Below are 15,412 nucleotides of genomic sequence, written 5' to 3'. Positions count from 1 at the left end.
GAAGACATGCCGAACCTCGTGATGGTGATGCCCTACAAGGCATACCTCGGCAAGGCGCGGGCGGAGGGCTTCCGGATCACGGCGATCTGGGACCCGGCCGAGGCCACGCGGCTGTTCGGCGCGGACGCGCCCGCGTACCTCAAGGAGGTCGAGAGCCTCGCCGAGAGCCTGTGGCTGGTCGACTTCACCGACCGGGCCGCCTACGCCGAAGCGATCCGCGCGGCCGTCCGGGACACCGGCGCCGGCCACGTCTGGCACGTCGGCAGCGAGGAGAGCATGCAGCTCGCCTACGAGGTCGCCGACGAACTGGGCGCGGCGGTCAACTCGCCGCGCTCGGTGTTCCTGCTCAACGACAAGCTCGCCATGCGGACCCTGTTGCGCGACAAGGGCATCTCGACCGTCCGGTTCGCCGTGGCGGACCGCTGGCAGGACGTCGAGGCGCTGCTCGGCGACTTCACACTGCCCGTCGTTGTGAAGCCCGCCGCGCTGTCGGCCAGCCGCGGGACGCGGCTGCTCATCGATCCGGCCGAGCTGCCCGCCTGGGGCGACGAGCTGGCCGCGCTGGCGTACTCCGGGCCGTTGCTGGTCGAGGAATACCTGCGCGGTCCCGAGTTCAGCGTCGAGACGATGACCGTGCGCGGCGAGCACCACGTCATCGGCGTGACGCGCAAGCTGCTCGGCCCGCTGCCGCACTTCGTCGAGCGGGGCCACCTCTTCGGTGAGCCGGAGACGGCGGAGACGCGGGAGGCCGCCGCGCTCGCGGTCGAGCTGCTCGACGCCGTCGGCTACCAGTGCGGCCCGGCGCACACCGAGGTCATCCTGACCGCCGACGGACCGCGGATCGTGGAATCACAGGCGCGGCTGGGCGGGGACAAGATCCCCGACATCATCCAGCACGCGCGCGGGTTCGACGTCAAGCGCGCGATGTTCGCCGCGCTCGCCGGGCGGACGTCACTGCCGGAGCCGGGCGGCTCGGTGGGGCACATCGCGTACTTCTCCTTCCCCACGGGGGTTCTGCAATCGGTGTCGGGTCTCGACGCGGTGAAAGCACTGCCCTATGTGGACACTCTGAGCTTCCCGTTCGCCCCCGGAGACGTCCTGCCGGAGACGGTCAGCTCCAAGACCCGGCACGGGTTCGTCATTCTCACCGGTTCCGAAGACGCCGAACAGGCCCAAGCCCGCGCGGACCACGTCCGCTCCCTGATCGAGGTGGTCCTCCGATGAGGAGCTTCTTCGCCCTGCACCGCAACGTCCGGGTCCGGATCGGCCTCGCGTTCGTGCACAAGCTGATCGACGCGATGATCCTCACGTTCATCGCGATCTACCTGGCGGCGCACGTCGGTGTCGCGGTCGCCGGCGCGCTGATCCTGGTGTTCGCCGCGTTCGCGGTGGTCGGGATGCTGGTGGGCGGGCACCTGTCCGAACGCTGGGGCCGTCGTCCGGTGCTCGTCATCGGTGACCTGATCGGCACCGGCTTCCTCGCGGTGATGGCCGTCGCGTACTACTCGGAGTGGGGCGCGCTCGCGGTCTACTTCTCCTACGCCGTGGTGAAGTTCGGGACGAACCTCGCGCTGCCCGCCAACGACGCGACGATCATCGACGTCACGCCGCCGGACGAGCGCAAGTTCGTCTACACGGTCAACTACTGGGTGATCAACCTCGCCCTCGGCACCGGTGCGCTGCTCGGCGCGTTCCTGTACAGCGCCCACTTCGGCGCGGTGATCCTCGGCGGCGCCATCGGGATGGCCTTCGCCCTCACGATCACCGTGACGATGGTCGCCGAGACCAGGCCGGAGATCCCCCGGCCGCCCACCAAGCTCACCGGGCTCGCGCAGTTCGCCCAGGGCTACAAGGTCGTGCTCGCCGACTCGACGTTCCGCCGGCTGATCATCGCCGCCACGCTGATCCTGACTCTCGAAGGGCAGCTGAGCACCGCGATCGGCATCCGGCTGTCGACGGACTTCCCCACGCAGCCGGTGTTCCCGTTCGGCGCGGTGACCGGCGTCGAGATGCTCGGCGTGCTCAAGGCGGTCAACACGATCCTGGTCGTCGCGTTCGCGCTGGTGGTCAACACGCTGCTGAAGCGGATGCCGGACCGCACGCGCCTGTACGCGGGAATCACGTTGTACGCGGGCGGGTTCGCGGTGCTCGCCGTCACCGACGACGCCTGGCTGCTGCTCGTCGCCGTCGTCGTGCTGACCGTCGGGGAGCTGATGAACCTGCCGGTGCAGCAGGCGCTGCTGGCCGAGCTGGCCCCGGACGACGGCCGGCCGCGGTACCTGGCCGCGTACTACCTGCACATCCGGTTCGGCCAGATCGTCAACTCGATCCTGATCAGCCTGAGCGCGGTGGTGAGCACGGCCGGGATGGCCGGGATCTACCTGGCCTTCGGCGTCGTGATCATCCTGCAGTACCGGGCGATCCTGGCCCGGCGCGAGACCCGCGTCGCGGTCTCCGCCTGAATCCACTGGGAAGGAAACCATGTCGGCACGGTCCGAGCGGATCACCAAGGCCTACCTCGCCGGGTGCGAGGAGGCGGACAGCCCGCTGCGCCACGCGCGGGCGAGCCTCGAGCTGTCGGAGACCAAGCGCCTGTCCTGGCCCCGGCTGCTGCCGCGGCCGATCGTGGTCGACGAGGCGGAGTACCGGGCGTTCGGCCGCGACCTCGTCACGGTCTACGAACTCGTCGGCAGCCTGCCGCGGCGGCTCTTCGGCGGCGACTTCGACCGGTTCCGCCGGTCGCTGGGCATCGACGACCGGCACGCGGCGCTGATGACCCGGCTGCTCGGCGAGGAACCCCCGCCGCTCTACGGGCGCGCCGACGTCTACTACGACGGCTCGGCGTTCAAGCTGCTCGAGTACAACATCGGCAGCGCGCTCGGCGGCCTGGACATGGTGGGCACGCTGCCCAAGGCGTACCTGCGGGTCCCGGCGGTCGCCGAGTTCGCCGCCGAGCACGGGCTCGGGTTCCTCGACATGGGCTCCGACCTCGCCGGGGCGCTGCGCAACGCGGGCAAGACGATCGGGGCCGGCGACCCGGTGGTCGCGATCGTCGAAGGCCCCGGCGGCATGACGACGTACGGCCACCAGCGGCGCGCGATCGCCGAACTGCTGGAAGAAAACGACGTCGTCTGCCGCGTCGGGGAGATCGGCGACCTGGAGTTCCGGGCCGGAAAGCCGTACCTCGACGGCGCGGGCGTCGACGTCATCCTGCGCTACTACGGCCTCGAGGAAATGCTGGAGCACCCGGACTGCGACGCCCTCCTGGAACCGGTCTTCCGCGCCCACGAGAACGGCCAGGTCGTCGTCTGGACGCCGACGAACGTGTTCAGCAACAAGGGAACCCTCGCGATGCTGTCGGAGTTCGTGAACATCTTCGAACCGGACGAGCGGGCCGCGATCGAGCGCGTGCTGCCGTGGTGCCGGATGCTCGGCCGCCCCGGCGCCGGCCCGGACGCCGGCCGCATCGACGAGTGCCTCGAGCGGCAGGACCAGCTGGTGTTCAAGCCGACCGGCCTCTACGGCGGCCAAGGCGTCGTCATCGGCCCGGAGGTCGACGCCGCGACGTGGCGGGAGACCCTGGAGGCCGGTTCGCGGACCGGATCGCTCGTCCAGGAGATCGTGCGGCCCAACCTGGAGACGGTGATCGACCCCGACACCGGAGAACGCTCCGAGTGGTATGCGCTGTGGGCGGCGTTCATGACGCCGACAGGGTTGTCCGGCGGCGGCGTGCGCGCGATCCCGCCCGGCGGAACGACCGTCATCACGATGATCAACAACCCCGACGTCCGCAACACCTGCCTCTTCACCTGCTGAGCAAGGAGAACCCGGTGCCCCGACTCGTCGACCTCACCCACGGCTTCTACGACGGAATGCCGTCCTACCCCGCCGACTGGTTCCCGAAGTTCGTCAGCGAACGCTCGATGACGCCGGAGACCGACCCGTACGGCACCAAGCGCACCTTCTCGTACCTGCACGTGTTCCCGCACAACGGGACGCACATGGAGTACAAGCTGCACTTCTACCCCGGCACCGAAGGCATCGACGAGGTGCCGCTGCGGACGTTGATCGGCCGCGCCTGCGTCGCCGACCTGTCGCACAAGGGTGAGCTCGACGAGGTGACCGGCGACGACCTGGAGCAGGCCCTGCGGCCGGTGTGGCAGGCGGGCGACCGGCTGCTCATCCGCACGGACTACCTGCGGCACAACTGGGGCCGGCCCGACTACTGGGACCGCCCGCCGTACCTGACGCTGTCGGCCGCGCAGTGGGCCATCGACAACGGCGCCTGCCTCATCGGCTTCGACTGTCTCACCGAACGGCCCGGCGACGCGGAGTCCCCGGTGCACCACGCGCTGCTCGCCGCCGGGATCCCGCTGCTGGAGTACGTCACCAACATGCACGAGCTGACCAAGCAGGTGGTGCAGCTGATCGCGCTGCCGACCAAGGTCGCCGGCGCCGAAGCCGCGCCCGCGCGCGTCATCGCGATGGAGGACACCGATGACTGAACAGGTCGCCCTTTCGGCCGTCGGCGGTGACGCCGACGTGCCGGACGGCCTGGCGCGGATGCTCGACCTGCTCGGCGACCCCCTGTCCGCGCTGCCGCCGGGCGCGGAGGTGCTGATCAAGCCGAACCTGTTCCAGACCGCGCCCGGATTCCACGTGCGCCCGGCGCTGCTGGCCGCGATCGCCCGCGCCGTCGCCGAACACGGGGCGCGGCCGGTGATCGCCGAGCGCACGCACGCCATCTACGAGATCCTGCGCGACCACGAGGCCGCGAAGTACGCCCGCGTGGTCAGCTTCGACGACCTCCCGCTGCGCATCACCGGCATCCCCGGGGCGACGTCGCTGCGGGTGCCGATCGCCGTCCCGGAGCTGATCCTGGACTGCGACTACTTCATCGGCGTCCCGCAGCTGCGCACGCACGCGAGCGTCGTCTACTCGAACGCGATGAAGAACCTGGTCGGGCTACTGCCCGGGTACACGACGCGGATCGTGCACATGGCGGGCGTCGACGAGTCCACTGTGGACCTCAACCTGATGCGCCCGCAGGACCTGGTGGTCTGCGACGGGACCACCGTGATCGAGGGCAACTACCCGATGGACGGCCGGGCCCGCGAGGTCGGCTTCCTGGCGGCGAGCCGCAACGCCGTCGCGCTGGACGTCGCCGTCGGAACCCTGGCCGGCTTCGACCCGGACAGCGTCGCGTACCTGCGGGACGCGCACGTGCGGGGGATGGGCCCCCTTTCCCTCGACGACATCGAGCTGCTCGGGTCCCCGCTCGACGAGCTGGCCTTCGACATGGTGAAGGCGCCGGTCGAGATCGTCGTGCCGCGCGAGGGTATCCACGTCTACGCGGACAACGCCTGCCCGGCGTGCAGCCGGTTCGTCGCCGGCGCGATGCGGGCGCTGGCCGGGGAACTGTGCGAGTGGGACGGGGAGATGACGGTGATTTCCGGGCCCCAGGTCGAGGTGCCGCCGCTACGCGGCGAGGTCATCCTCGTCGGCAACTGCCTGTACGAGAGCCGGGACCTCGGCATCTTCGTCGAAGGCTGCCCGCCGCGGGCGATCCAGCTCGCCGCGTTCCGCTACGCCATGGGCAAGCCCGTCGGCGACCACGAGCGGACGCAGTTCCGGGTGCCGGCGGTCGCGCGATGATCACGTCCGCGCTGTCCCCGGGCGCCCGGCTGCACCGCTGCGTCGTCCCGCTGGCGTCCACAGTGGACCCGGTGGCGGCCGCCGCGGCGCTGCGGCCCGCCGGGCGCGTCATGCTCACCGCCGGGCCGGGCGGCCGCGACGCGGTGCTGGCCGCGGGCGAGCTCGCCGTCCTGTCGCACCCCGGCGGCGACGGGCCCGCCCCGCTCACCGCGGCGGTGGACCTGCTGGCCGGGCTGGACCTGCCGCCGGACACCACCGACGCCGAGGTGGCCTGGTACGGGTTCCTGGCCTACGACGCCGCGCGCGACTTCGAGCGGCTGCCCAGCCGGCACGCGGCGAGCGGGCGGCCGGTGTACGAGTTCTTCCTGCCCGAGGTGCTGGTCACCGAGGGGCGGGTGATCGGCCGGGGTACCACCCCCGCGGCCGCCCGCAAGGCGGCCGAGCAGGTCGCCCGCACGCTCGACCGGGTCGTCGTCGCTCCACTCGGGACGGTCGCGGTCGGAACCGGGACGTTCGGTTTCGAATACGACGAGTACGTCCACGCTCTGCGCCGGGCTCAGCAGCACATCCTCGACGGTGACGTCTTCCAGCTCGTGCTGTCGAATCCCTGGACGGCACCGGCCACTGTGGACGGACTGGCCGTCTATCGTCGCTTGACGGAGATCAACCCGTCGCCGTACCACTTCTGGTTCGGCGGGCCGGAGTTCGAGGCCGTGGGGGCGTCGCCGGAGCCGTGCCTGACGCTGAGAGGTGGCCGGGCGCTGATCCGCCCGCTGGCCGGCACCCGGCCGCGGGGCCGCGACGGCCGTGCCGACCGGCTCGCCGAGGACGACCTGCGGTCGTCGGTGAAGGAGCTGGCCGAGCACCGGATGCTGGTCGACCTGGCCCGCAACGACCTCGGCCGGGTGTGCCGCCCCGGCACGGTGTCGGTGGAGCGGTTGATGGCCGTCGAGCGGTATTCGCACGTCATGCACCTGACGTCCGACGTGTGGGGCGAGCCCGCCCGGGAGCGCGGCACGGCCGAGCTGATCCGGGCGACGTTCCCGGCGGGCACCATGACCGGCACGCCGAAGGTGCGCGCGATGGAGATCATCGATTCCTTGGAGCCTGCCCGGCGCTGGCTGTATTCGGGCGCGGCCGGTTCGTTCGGGGTGTCGCATGTGGACCTGTACCTGACGATCCGCAGCATGGTCTGGTGCGACGGCGAAATCCGGCTGCAGGCGGGCGGCGGCATCGTCCACGACTCCGACCCGGCCGAGGAGTACGCGGAGTGCCTGGCGAAGCTCGGATCCGGGGCGCGGGCCCTCGGCGTGACGGTGGAAGGGGCGGCCGCGTGATCTGCGTGCTCGACAACTACGACTCGTTCGTCTACAACCTGGTGCAGTACCTGGGCGATCTGGGTGCGTCGTGCCAGGTCTACCGCAACGACGAGGTGACGGTGGCCGACGTCGCCGCGCTCGAGCCGGAGCTGGTGCTCATCTCCCCGGGCCCGGGCGACCCGGCGGACGCGGGCATCTCGGTCGAGCTGGTCCGCGCGCTGGCGGGCCGCGTGCCGATCCTCGGCGTGTGCCTGGGCCACCAGGCGATCGGCGCGGCGTTCGGCGCCCGGGTGGTGCACGCGGCCGAGCCGATGCACGGCAAGTGCTCGCCCCTGGCCCACGACGGCCGCGGTGTGTTCGCCGGGCTGCCGAATCCCTTGACGGTGGCCCGGTACCACTCGCTGGTACTCGACCCGGCGTCCCTGCCGGCGGACCTGGTCGTGACGGCGTGGTCGTCGACGGGCGAGGTGATGGGCATCCGGCACCGCGAGCTGCCGATCGAGGGGGTCCAGTTCCACCCGGAGTCGCTGTTCACCGAGGGCGGGATGGCGATGGTGGCGAACGCGATGCGCTCGCGCACCCTGGTGCGCAGTTAGGCGAGTTCGGCCGAGACGACCGAAGGCAGCTCCCGCAGCCGTTCGAGCAGCGGCTCGGCCTCCTCGGCGGCCAGCAGGACCGCGCAGACCATGCTGCTCTCGCGGACGCCGTCCTTGATGTCGACCGACAGCTCGTGGACCAGGTGGCCGCCCAGGGCGCCGACCAGCGCCGGGATCTCCTCGGCGCCGCCGACGAAGTACGTGGCGATGCGGCGGCGCAGCAGCATCGCCGAGCGGGCCGCGGGAATGGCGAAAGACGTGGACATGGCTGATCTCCCGAAAGAAAGAAGGAACGAGATCGGGGCCAGGTCCCGGAAAAGAGCGATCGACGACGCTGCGCGCCGGCGACCTGGGTTCAGCCGGCGCGCCGGGTTACGAGTCGCGAGGACGTCATGAGGCGCTGCACGGCGACAGGCTAACACGACGCCCACGCGCGGGGGCAAGACCCGAGCCCGGACGTCATGAACGACCCTTTCAGGGCGCCGGAGGTCAGGGCTCCGGCAAAGTCGTGGCCGCGCGGTCTGACCGGCGTCGCGGCGATGTCATGAAAGGGTCGTTCATGACGTCTGACGAGGTGAACGACCCTTTCATGGAATCGCGCGCCGGGGTCGGGGCCGCGCCCGGTCAGCCGGCGCGGATGACGCCCAGGCCCAGCGGCGTGATCTCGTGGATCTGCGACTTGCCCGACCGCGCGCTGGTGATCAGCCCGCTGGCCCGCAGCACCGACGCGTGCTGGCTGGCCGTCGCCAGGGACACGCCCGTCGCCGCGGCCAGCTCGCTCGTGTTGCACCGGGTGGTCGCGACCGTCACCAGCACCCGCGCCCGCGTCTGGCCGAGCAGCGCCACCAGCGACGGCCCGGGCTCGGCGTCGCTGTCGAAGCACGCGTGGCCGATCGAGTAGACCAGCGCCGGCGGCAGGTCCGGGTCCTTGTACGTCGTCGGCATGCCGTGCGCGAAGAACGTCGGGATCAGGCGCAGGCCGCGGCCGTCGAGGTGCAGTTCCTGCTCGATCGGGAAGCGCACCCGCAGCACCGGCGGCGTCCACGTGACGTCCGGGTGCAGCGTCGAGAGCAGCAGCTGCGGCCCGCCGCGGTCCAGGTTCGCCCGCAGCCGGCGGCGGTCGCGCGCGACGACGTGGCGGACCGTCGCCCAGTCCGGAGCCAGGCACTGGCGGTAGTAGTCGTGCAGGGCGGTGCCGAGCCGGTGCAGTTCGCGGGTCTCGCCGCCGGCCAGCCGGCGCAGCCACGGCGTGACGCGCGTGCCCTGCGCCGCCAGCTCCGCGACGTCCCCGGCCAGCGCCTTCACCGGGGTCTCGAGCACCGCGGCCACGCCGTCACCGATCGTGGTGTGCCCGGCCGGGGTGAGGAAGTCCGGGCAGTACCCGTACGGCGGGACGGCCGACATCAGCAGCCGCCCGGACTCGGGGACGGCGGTGCGCGAGCCCTTGCGCCACCGGCCGAAGAACGGCTCGCCCTCGGGCCGGCGGATCCGGTAGCTGCTCATCAGCAGCTCCCACATCGGATCGGCGTCCTCGGCGATGGTCACCTTCGCCAGGTCCGCGTCCGTGAAGTGGATCTTCAGCATGCCCGCACCGCCCTTTCCCGGCCGAGGATAGCCGCGGTGACGCGGAGTGACGTTTCACCCAGGCGCGAAAGGTCCGCGCGGCTGTTGACGCTGCTCACGAGCCGCTGGCACCGTCGTGCTCACCTCTCGCCGGATTTCACGGCGAGTGGCGCGGGCCGGCTGGGGGTCGGCCCGGCCCGCGACCGTCCGGCGCGGACGGAAATTCACGCACCCGGCGCAGGCGAAAAGCAGCGTCGCCGCCCATTACCCTCCGTAGCTGATGCGTACGGGGGAAACGGCCGCCGTTCCTTGACAGCACCGCCGCCCGCGGAGTTATGTCTCCGGTCTGAATTCCGGGGAAAAAAGATCCAGGAAATCGTTCTCGGGCCACCGGTACGAATCGAGCCAAGCCACCGATGAAAGAAGACGAACCGCTTCGCCGTCGTTCCACCGCGTCGTGGAATCCCGGCACCTGGCGGCTGCGCACCAAGATCTCCGTCGTGTTGTTGCTGCCTGTCCTGGTCGCGCTGCTGCTGGCGGGCGGCCGCGTGCAGGCCGAGCTCGCCCAGGCCGGCGCGCTCAGCGCCGTGCGCGACCAAATGCCGGTCGTGCAAGGGATCGCCGAGCTCGCCGGCCTCGTCGACGACGAGATGATCCACGACGGCGCGGCCGCGCAGACCGCCGCGGTCGACGCGAAAACCGCCTCGATCCGCCACGACGCCGAATTCGCGCAGCTCGGCCCGGAGCTTTCCCGTACGCTGGAAGATCAATTGGGAAAATTGGCCGGCCTACGTCAGCAGGAAGGCCCGGCCGGTGGGAAAGCCGCCGCCTACCACGACTTCGTCGTCGGCTTGAGTGAAGTGATCCCCGGCATCGTCGCGCAGGCCGGGAATGTCGATCTCGACCGTCCGGCCGATATCACCAAAGCATTGACGCAGCTGAGGACGTCGCTGGCCGGCCAAGAGGTGCCGGACGGAAGATCCGCGGGCGCGCTCGCGGCCGCCGTCGCCGAAGAGACGGTGCTCACCGGGCAGATCCGCCGCGCGCTGCCGTCCGGTGCGGTGGCCGCGCGGTTCGCCGCCGCGACCATCCCCGGCGCCGGCGGCCCCGCGGCCAAGCGCGCGGCGCTCGGGCCCATCCTGGACGACCAGGTGCGGACGCTCTCGGACGCGGTCGGCGCGCGGACCAACCTCACCCGCTCCGACGCGCTGCGCGACGCCGCGCTCGTGCTCGCGGCCCTGCTCGGCGCCCTCGCGATCGCGCTCGCCGTGGCCCGCTCGGTGGTCGCCCCGATCCGGCGGCTGCACGCGGCCGCGGTCGACACCGCGCGCCGCCGGCTGCCCGCCACCATCGAGCGGATCCGGGAGGGCGACGACGTCGACTGGCAGGCGACCGAGCGGCTGCCCGTCGAGTCCGACGAGGAGGTCGGCGAGCTGGCCCGCGCCTTCGACGACATGCACCGGCAGGCGGTGCGGCTGGCCGTCGGCGAGCAGGCCGAGATGCGGATCCAGGTCAGCGAGATGTTCATGACGCTGTCGCGGCGCAGCCAGTCGCTGGTGGAGCTGCAGCTGTCGGTGATCGAGGACCTCGAAGCCGACGAGCAGGACCCGCAGCGGCTGGCCGAGCTCTTCCGGATCGACCACATCGCCACCCGGCTGCGGCGCAACGGCGAGAACCTGCAGGTCCTCGCGGGCGGACGGCCGGTGCGCCGCGACGTCGGGCCGGTCGCGACGGTCGAGCTGCTGCGCGCGGCGACGTCGGAGGTCAAGGACTACCAGCGCGTCACGCTCGGCAACGCGCCCCGCGGGTCGGTGCAGTCCGAGGCCGCGGCCGACGTCGTGCACATCCTCGCCGAGCTGCTGGAGAACGCGATCCGGTCGTCCCCGCCGGACGAGCAGGTCGTGCTCACCGCCGACCGCGGCTTCGACGGCGGCGTGCTGATCGAGGTCGTCGACGTCGGGCTCGGCATGACCCGCGAGGACCTCGACGCGGCGAACGCCCGGCTGGCCGCCGGCGCGTCGGTGAGCCCGGAGACCACCCGCCGGATGGGCCTGTTCGTGGTGAGCAGGCTCGCCGCCTCGCACGGGATCACCGTGCGGCTGCGGCACACGACCACGCGGACCGCGAGCGCCGGCATCACCGCCAGCGTGCACGTGCCCGGGGTGCTGATCCTGGTCGACCTGCCGCCGCGGCCCGGGCTGCCCGCGGTGCCGCCGGCTCGCAACGGCAGTGCCCGCCACGAGCCGGAACCCCGGTGGCCCGCCGAAGAACCGCCGGCCGTCGCGGACCCCGTGCCGATGCCGACGCCGATCTTCGACCAGATGCTTTCGCACTGGTTCGCCGACCCGCCCGCGCAACCGGCGCGTCCCGGCGAGTGGGCGACCCCGGCCGACGACGTCCGGCAGGCGGCCGAAGCCGCGGTCGGCACGCTGGACGACCTCGAGTTCACCGAGTCCGGCCTGCCGACCCGGCAGCCCGGCGCGCAGCTCGCCCCGGGCTCGGTCACCCCGCGTCAGCCGCAGGAGGCCGATACGTCGTTCCGGGACCCGGCCGCGGTGCGGAGCAACCTTTCCCGGCACTACAGCGGTATGCGCGCGGCCCGCCACCGGGTCGCGACCGACCCGAAGGGCCCGTGATGAGCATGAGCACCCGGCAGGAAGGAGCGGAAGTGACCGACCAGTCCCGGAGCTGGCTGGTGTCGGCGTTCACGCAGGAGGTGCCCGGCGTCGCGCACGCCGCGCTCGTCTCGGCGGACGGCCTGCTCGTGGCGGCGAACGACTCGATGCCGCGCGACCGCGCGGACCAGCTCTCCGCGATCGCGTCCGGGCTCGCCAGCCTCGCGCTCGGCACCGCGGACCTGTTCACCGCCGGCCGGGTCGTGCAGTCGGTCATCGAGATGGAGCAGGGTTTCCTGCTGCTGATGAACGTCGGCGACGGCTCGAACCTGGTGGTGCTGGCCAACCCGGGCTGCGACATCGGCCTGGTCGGCTACGAGATGACGCTGCTCGTCGACCGGGTCGGGAAGATGGTCGAGACGCCGGCCCGGCCTGCGGCGGAACCCGGGGCGAGCCGGTGACCGAAGGCCGGCGCCGCGAAGGCGGGCGGCACGCGGCATCGCTGGCCCGTCCGTACGCGTGGACCGCCGGGCGCACCCGGCCGACGGTCGACCTGGCGGTGGAAGCCCTTGTCGAGACGACGGCCGAGGGCCGGACGGCGCCCTTCAGCCCGACCAACCCGCTGGCCGCGGTGACGCAGCTGTGCCTGCACCAGCGCTCGGTGGCGGAGGTCGCGCTGCACCTGGGCGTGCCGCTGGGCGTGGCCCGGGTGCTCATCGGCGACCTGCTGGTCGCCGGCCAGGTGTCCATCCGCGACACGCTCACCGCGGACGCCTCCTTCGACGAACGCAACGACCTGCTCGAAAGGGTCCTCAGTGGACTACGCGCACTCTGACAAGCGGATCACCTCGGCCAAGATCGTCGTGGCCGGCGGGTTCGGGGCCGGCAAGACGACGTTCGTCGGCGCCGTCTCCGAGATCGACCCGCTGCGCACCGAAGCCGTGATGACGGCCGCGGCCATCGGCGTCGACCGGACCGAAGCGGTGCCGGGGAAGTTCGCCACGACGGTGGCGATGGACTTCGGCCGGCTCACGCTGGCCGACGACCTGATCCTCTACGTGTTCGGCACGCCGGGCCAGCACCGGTTCTGGTTCATGTGGGACGACCTCGTCTGCGGCGCGGTGGCGGCGATCGTCCTGGTCGACACGCGCCGGCTGGCGGACAGCTTCGCCTCGATCGACTTCTTCGAGTCGCGCGGGCTGCCGTTCCTGGTCGCCGTCAACCAGTTCCAGGACACCCGCCAGCACCCGCCGGAGCAGGTGCGCGAAGCGCTGAAGATCCCCGCGGAGGTCCAGATCATCACCTGCGACGCGCGCTCGCCGGAATCGACGAAGCAGACCCTCATCGCGGCGGCCGAACACGCGTTGGTCGCGTTGCACGCGCCGCGCCAGCGGCAGACCTGACAGGAGCCGGAAAATGCACATGGACCACGACGACTTCGCCATGGGCCACTGGCTCGTGGTGCTCGCGTACCTCACTTCGGTGGTGGGCTGCGCGCTCGGGCTGGCGTGCACGCTGCAGGCGCGCACGACGGACAACGCGCGCACCCGGCTGACCTGGCTCGGGCTCGCGGCGCTGTCGATCGGCGGTGTCGGTATCTGGGTCATGCACTTCATCGCGATGCTCGGGTTCTCGACGCCGGGGCTGCCGGTGCGCTACGACATCCTGCGCACGGCGCTGTCCGCGGTCCTGTCGGTGGCGGCGGTGTTCTGCGGCCTGCTGGTGTTCGGCGTCCGCAACCGGTTCGCCTGGCGGCGGCTGCTCCTCGGCGGGCTGCTGACCGGGCTCGCCGTGAACGTCATGCACTACACGGGGATGTGGGCGGTGCAGATCAAGGGCACGATCGGCTACGACCCGACGCTGGTGGTGCTGTCGGTGGTGATCGCGGTGGTTGCGGCGACGGCGGCGCTGTGGTTCACGGTCGGGCTGGACAAGCTCCTGCCGCGCCTGGCGGCGGGCCTGGTGATGGCGGCGGCGGTGACGGGCATGCACTACACGGGCATGGCGGCGGTCCGGCTGCACCTCGACTCCGGAGCGCCGGACCCCTCGGGCGCGGAGGTGTTTTCGTTCCTGTTCCCGGTGTTCGTGCTGGCGGCGCTGGCGATGGCGGTGCCGATCTGCGCGGTGCTGATGGCCTCGTCCAGTTCGGACGCGCCCCGGCACACGACGATGGTCCCGTGAGCGGTGTAGTGAATGACTCATTCCTGTCGCCAGGTGACATGAATGAGTCATTCACTACACGGGCGACTCGTCAGTCCGAAGTGGACACCGGGAACCGGTCCGCGCTGAAGTGCACCAGGATCGCCTTCGCGGTAGCGCAGATCTCCTCGCCCGCGCGGAGGGTGCCGGTGGCGTGCAGCTTCCGCCCGTCCCGGCGGTCCAGCCGCCCCTCCGCGCTGAGCGGCACGGCGTACGGCGTGCCCCGGTGGTAGTCGACGGTCAGCGACGCCGTCATGCCGGGGAAGCCGGCCGCCGCGGTGGCGCGGCCCAGCACGTGGTCCAGGACCGCCGCCACCCAGCCGCCGTGGACCCGGCCCGGTGGTCCTTCGTGCGCCGCGCCGAGGAGGACCTCCGCGCGGACCTCGTCCGGTCCGACGTGCGTCCACGACAACGGTGGCGCCAACGGGTTCCCGGGTCCTTCCAGCGGGTTGTTGACGCTCAGGTGGCCACCGCCTTCGAGCGCCGCCAGCAGCAACGGTGGTGCGCCGCCGGCCGCCCGCAGCGCGGCGGTGACCGCTTCGACCCGGCTCGCGGCGGCGGCCAAGTCGGCTTCGTCGCCCGCGCACACGGAAGCTTCGATCAGCTCGCGGATCCGGGACCCCAGCAGCGCGCGCCCGGGCGGCACGCCGTCGACGATCGGGAAGGTCATCGCGCCCCCAGGAACTAGAACGTGTTCCAGGTTACCAGGTCGGCCGGGCCGTGACCCCGCCGTCGACGACGAGGTCGTGCCCGGTGACCCAGGAAGCCAGCGGAGAGGCCAGGAAGACGCACGCGTTGCCGACGTCTTCGGGCGTGCCGAGCCGGCCCAGCGGCGCGGCGCGGTGCCACCGTTCGACGCCTTCGGGCCAGTCGCGCTCGAGCCCGTCGCGCGCGATCAGCCCGGGCGACACGGTGTTGACGCGGATCCCGCGCGGGCCGTACTCCAGCGCGGCGCCCCGGGCGTGCATGACGAGCGCCGCCTTGGCCGCGCTGTAGTGGACGTGCCCGGGCGCGGGCTGCCGGGCTTCGATCGACGCGACGTGCGTGACGCTGCCGCCGGCACCCAGCACCCGCGCGGCGGCTTGGGTGCAGGAGAAGGCGCTGGTCAGCGTCGCGTCGAGCATCGCGCGCCACTGGTGCGCGGTCAGGTCGGCGAGGGGTTCGACGGGCTGGACGCCGGCGTTGTTGACGAGCGCGTCGAGCCGCCCGCCCCACTCCGCGACGGCTGCCAATAGTGCGTGGCAGGCGTTGTCGTCGGTGAGTTCGGCGGCGAAGGAGCGCGCTCGTCCGCCCGCGGCTTCGATGGCGGCGACGACGTCGTCGCCCGCACCGGGACGCCGGTGGTGCACGGCCACGGCGCTGCCGGCTTCGGCGAAGCGAAGGGCGATCCCGCGGCCGATCGTGCCGGACGCGCCGGTGACGCAGGTGACGGTCCCGGCGAGGTCGGGCAGGTGGCTCGGCACGC

16 protein-coding genes are annotated in these 15,412 nt (G+C 71.9%); 12 read left to right on the top strand and 4 right to left on the bottom strand.

What is annotated here, in order from left to right:
• The first annotated feature begins 6 nt into the window (after positions 1-6).
• The 7 genes from ABFJ78_RS25415 to ABFJ78_RS25385 are packed head-to-tail and all read left to right on the top strand — an operon-like array spanning position 7 to position 7,570.
• Positions 7-1,224: an ATP-grasp domain-containing protein gene (locus tag ABFJ78_RS25415; RefSeq protein ID WP_436388857.1), complete on the top strand. Its 1,218-nt coding sequence runs from the start codon at positions 7-9 to the stop codon at positions 1,222-1,224.
• Positions 1,221-2,462, top strand: coding sequence for an MFS transporter (locus tag ABFJ78_RS25410; RefSeq protein ID WP_436388855.1), 1,242 nt, complete (start codon positions 1,221-1,223; stop codon positions 2,460-2,462). Before ABFJ78_RS25415 ends, ABFJ78_RS25410 begins: the two co-directional genes overlap by 4 nt.
• A gap of 19 nt (positions 2,463-2,481) precedes the next feature.
• The gene (locus tag ABFJ78_RS25405; protein ID WP_436388854.1) at positions 2,482-3,816 is read left to right on the top strand and encodes a hypothetical protein; all 1,335 of its coding nucleotides are present in this window, start codon (positions 2,482-2,484) and stop codon (positions 3,814-3,816) included.
• 14 nt (positions 3,817-3,830) lie between these two features.
• Positions 3,831-4,505: a cyclase family protein gene (locus tag ABFJ78_RS25400; protein WP_436388852.1), complete on the top strand. Its 675-nt coding sequence runs from the start codon at positions 3,831-3,833 to the stop codon at positions 4,503-4,505.
• Positions 4,498-5,655, top strand: a complete 1,158-nt coding sequence (locus ABFJ78_RS25395; RefSeq protein ID WP_436388851.1) for a DUF362 domain-containing protein — start codon at positions 4,498-4,500, stop codon at positions 5,653-5,655. Before ABFJ78_RS25400 ends, ABFJ78_RS25395 begins: the two co-directional genes overlap by 8 nt.
• A complete protein-coding gene (locus tag ABFJ78_RS25390) occupies positions 5,652-6,992 on the top strand; it encodes an anthranilate synthase component I family protein (protein WP_436388850.1) in 1,341 nt (446 codons plus the stop codon). Before ABFJ78_RS25395 ends, ABFJ78_RS25390 begins: the two co-directional genes overlap by 4 nt.
• Positions 6,989-7,570, top strand: a complete 582-nt coding sequence (locus ABFJ78_RS25385) for an anthranilate synthase component II (protein WP_436388849.1) — start codon at positions 6,989-6,991, stop codon at positions 7,568-7,570. Before ABFJ78_RS25390 ends, ABFJ78_RS25385 begins: the two co-directional genes overlap by 4 nt.
• Here ABFJ78_RS25385 and ABFJ78_RS25380 read toward each other — a convergent pair.
• Both ABFJ78_RS25380 and ABFJ78_RS25375 read right to left on the bottom strand, forming a co-directional pair.
• Positions 7,567-7,836, bottom strand: a complete 270-nt coding sequence (locus ABFJ78_RS25380) for a hypothetical protein (RefSeq protein WP_436388848.1) — start codon at positions 7,834-7,836, stop codon at positions 7,567-7,569. The genes ABFJ78_RS25385 and ABFJ78_RS25380 overlap by 4 nt on opposite strands.
• 358 nt (positions 7,837-8,194) lie before the next feature.
• Complete coding sequence (locus ABFJ78_RS25375; protein WP_436388847.1) at positions 8,195-9,154, bottom strand: ArsR/SmtB family transcription factor; 960 nt, start codon at positions 9,152-9,154, stop codon at positions 8,195-8,197.
• A gap of 395 nt (positions 9,155-9,549) precedes the next feature.
• On the opposite strand from ABFJ78_RS25375, the gene ABFJ78_RS25370 reads away from it, so the two are divergent.
• Genes ABFJ78_RS25370 through ABFJ78_RS25350 form a run of 5 tightly spaced genes read left to right on the top strand, consistent with a single transcriptional unit; the run spans position 9,550 to position 13,929 of the window.
• Complete coding sequence (locus ABFJ78_RS25370) at positions 9,550-11,769, top strand: ATP-binding protein (protein WP_436388846.1); 2,220 nt, start codon at positions 9,550-9,552, stop codon at positions 11,767-11,769.
• Positions 11,770-11,774: 5 nt separating this feature from the next.
• Positions 11,775-12,209 (top strand): roadblock/LC7 domain-containing protein, encoded by a 435-nt coding sequence (locus ABFJ78_RS25365; RefSeq protein WP_436389021.1) that lies wholly within the window; start codon positions 11,775-11,777, stop codon positions 12,207-12,209.
• Positions 12,206-12,583 carry a DUF742 domain-containing protein gene (locus ABFJ78_RS25360; protein ID WP_364462721.1) on the top strand — a complete coding sequence of 126 codons (378 nt, stop codon included), beginning with the start codon at positions 12,206-12,208 and terminating at the stop codon, positions 12,581-12,583. The genes ABFJ78_RS25365 and ABFJ78_RS25360 overlap by 4 nt, the downstream gene beginning before the upstream one ends.
• Positions 12,564-13,151 (top strand): GTP-binding protein, encoded by a 588-nt coding sequence (locus ABFJ78_RS25355; protein WP_436388845.1) that lies wholly within the window; start codon positions 12,564-12,566, stop codon positions 13,149-13,151. Before ABFJ78_RS25360 ends, ABFJ78_RS25355 begins: the two co-directional genes overlap by 20 nt.
• Positions 13,152-13,170: 19 nt before the next feature.
• Positions 13,171-13,929: an MHYT domain-containing protein gene (locus tag ABFJ78_RS25350; RefSeq protein ID WP_436389020.1), complete on the top strand. Its 759-nt coding sequence runs from the start codon at positions 13,171-13,173 to the stop codon at positions 13,927-13,929.
• A gap of 70 nt (positions 13,930-13,999) precedes the next feature.
• Here ABFJ78_RS25350 and ABFJ78_RS25345 read toward each other — a convergent pair whose 3' ends face one another.
• Together ABFJ78_RS25345 and ABFJ78_RS25340 are read right to left on the bottom strand one after the other, a co-directional pair.
• Positions 14,000-14,617, bottom strand: coding sequence for a PaaI family thioesterase (locus ABFJ78_RS25345; RefSeq protein ID WP_436388844.1), 618 nt, complete (start codon positions 14,615-14,617; stop codon positions 14,000-14,002).
• Between the two features lie 31 nt (positions 14,618-14,648).
• Positions 14,649-15,398: an SDR family NAD(P)-dependent oxidoreductase gene (locus tag ABFJ78_RS25340; protein ID WP_436389018.1), complete on the bottom strand. Its 750-nt coding sequence runs from the start codon at positions 15,396-15,398 to the stop codon at positions 14,649-14,651.
• Positions 15,399-15,412 lie beyond the last annotated feature (14 nt).

It is taken from the genome of Amycolatopsis sp. MEPSY49, assembly GCF_051337345.1.
Classification (GTDB): Bacteria; Actinomycetota; Actinomycetes; order Mycobacteriales; family Pseudonocardiaceae; genus Amycolatopsis.
The sequence above is the reverse complement of the archived record's forward strand: the minus strand, read 5'-3'. Positions and strand labels throughout refer to the sequence as shown.

Excerpts from the sequence above, each read along its gene's own strand:
- ABFJ78_RS25370 (WP_436388846.1), top strand. The coding sequence starts at position 9,550 with ATGAAAGAAGACGAACCGCTTCGCCGTCGTTCCACCGCGTCGTGGAAT.
- ABFJ78_RS25410 (WP_436388855.1), top strand. The coding sequence starts at position 1,221 with ATGAGGAGCTTCTTCGCCCTGCACCGCAACGTCCGGGTCCGGATCGGC.
- ABFJ78_RS25415 (WP_436388857.1), top strand. The coding sequence starts at position 7 with ATGCCGAACCTCGTGATGGTGATGCCCTACAAGGCATACCTCGGCAAG.
- ABFJ78_RS25395 (WP_436388851.1), top strand. The coding sequence starts at position 4,498 with ATGACTGAACAGGTCGCCCTTTCGGCCGTCGGCGGTGACGCCGACGTG.
- ABFJ78_RS25345 (WP_436388844.1), bottom strand. The coding sequence starts at position 14,617 with ATGACCTTCCCGATCGTCGACGGCGTGCCGCCCGGGCGCGCGCTGCTG.
- ABFJ78_RS25380 (WP_436388848.1), bottom strand. The coding sequence starts at position 7,836 with ATGTCCACGTCTTTCGCCATTCCCGCGGCCCGCTCGGCGATGCTGCTG.
- ABFJ78_RS25350 (WP_436389020.1), top strand. The coding sequence starts at position 13,171 with ATGGACCACGACGACTTCGCCATGGGCCACTGGCTCGTGGTGCTCGCG.
- ABFJ78_RS25365 (WP_436389021.1), top strand. The coding sequence starts at position 11,775 with ATGAGCACCCGGCAGGAAGGAGCGGAAGTGACCGACCAGTCCCGGAGC.
- ABFJ78_RS25375 (WP_436388847.1), bottom strand. The coding sequence starts at position 9,154 with ATGCTGAAGATCCACTTCACGGACGCGGACCTGGCGAAGGTGACCATC.
- ABFJ78_RS25405 (WP_436388854.1), top strand. The coding sequence starts at position 2,482 with ATGTCGGCACGGTCCGAGCGGATCACCAAGGCCTACCTCGCCGGGTGC.
- ABFJ78_RS25390 (WP_436388850.1), top strand. The coding sequence starts at position 5,652 with ATGATCACGTCCGCGCTGTCCCCGGGCGCCCGGCTGCACCGCTGCGTC.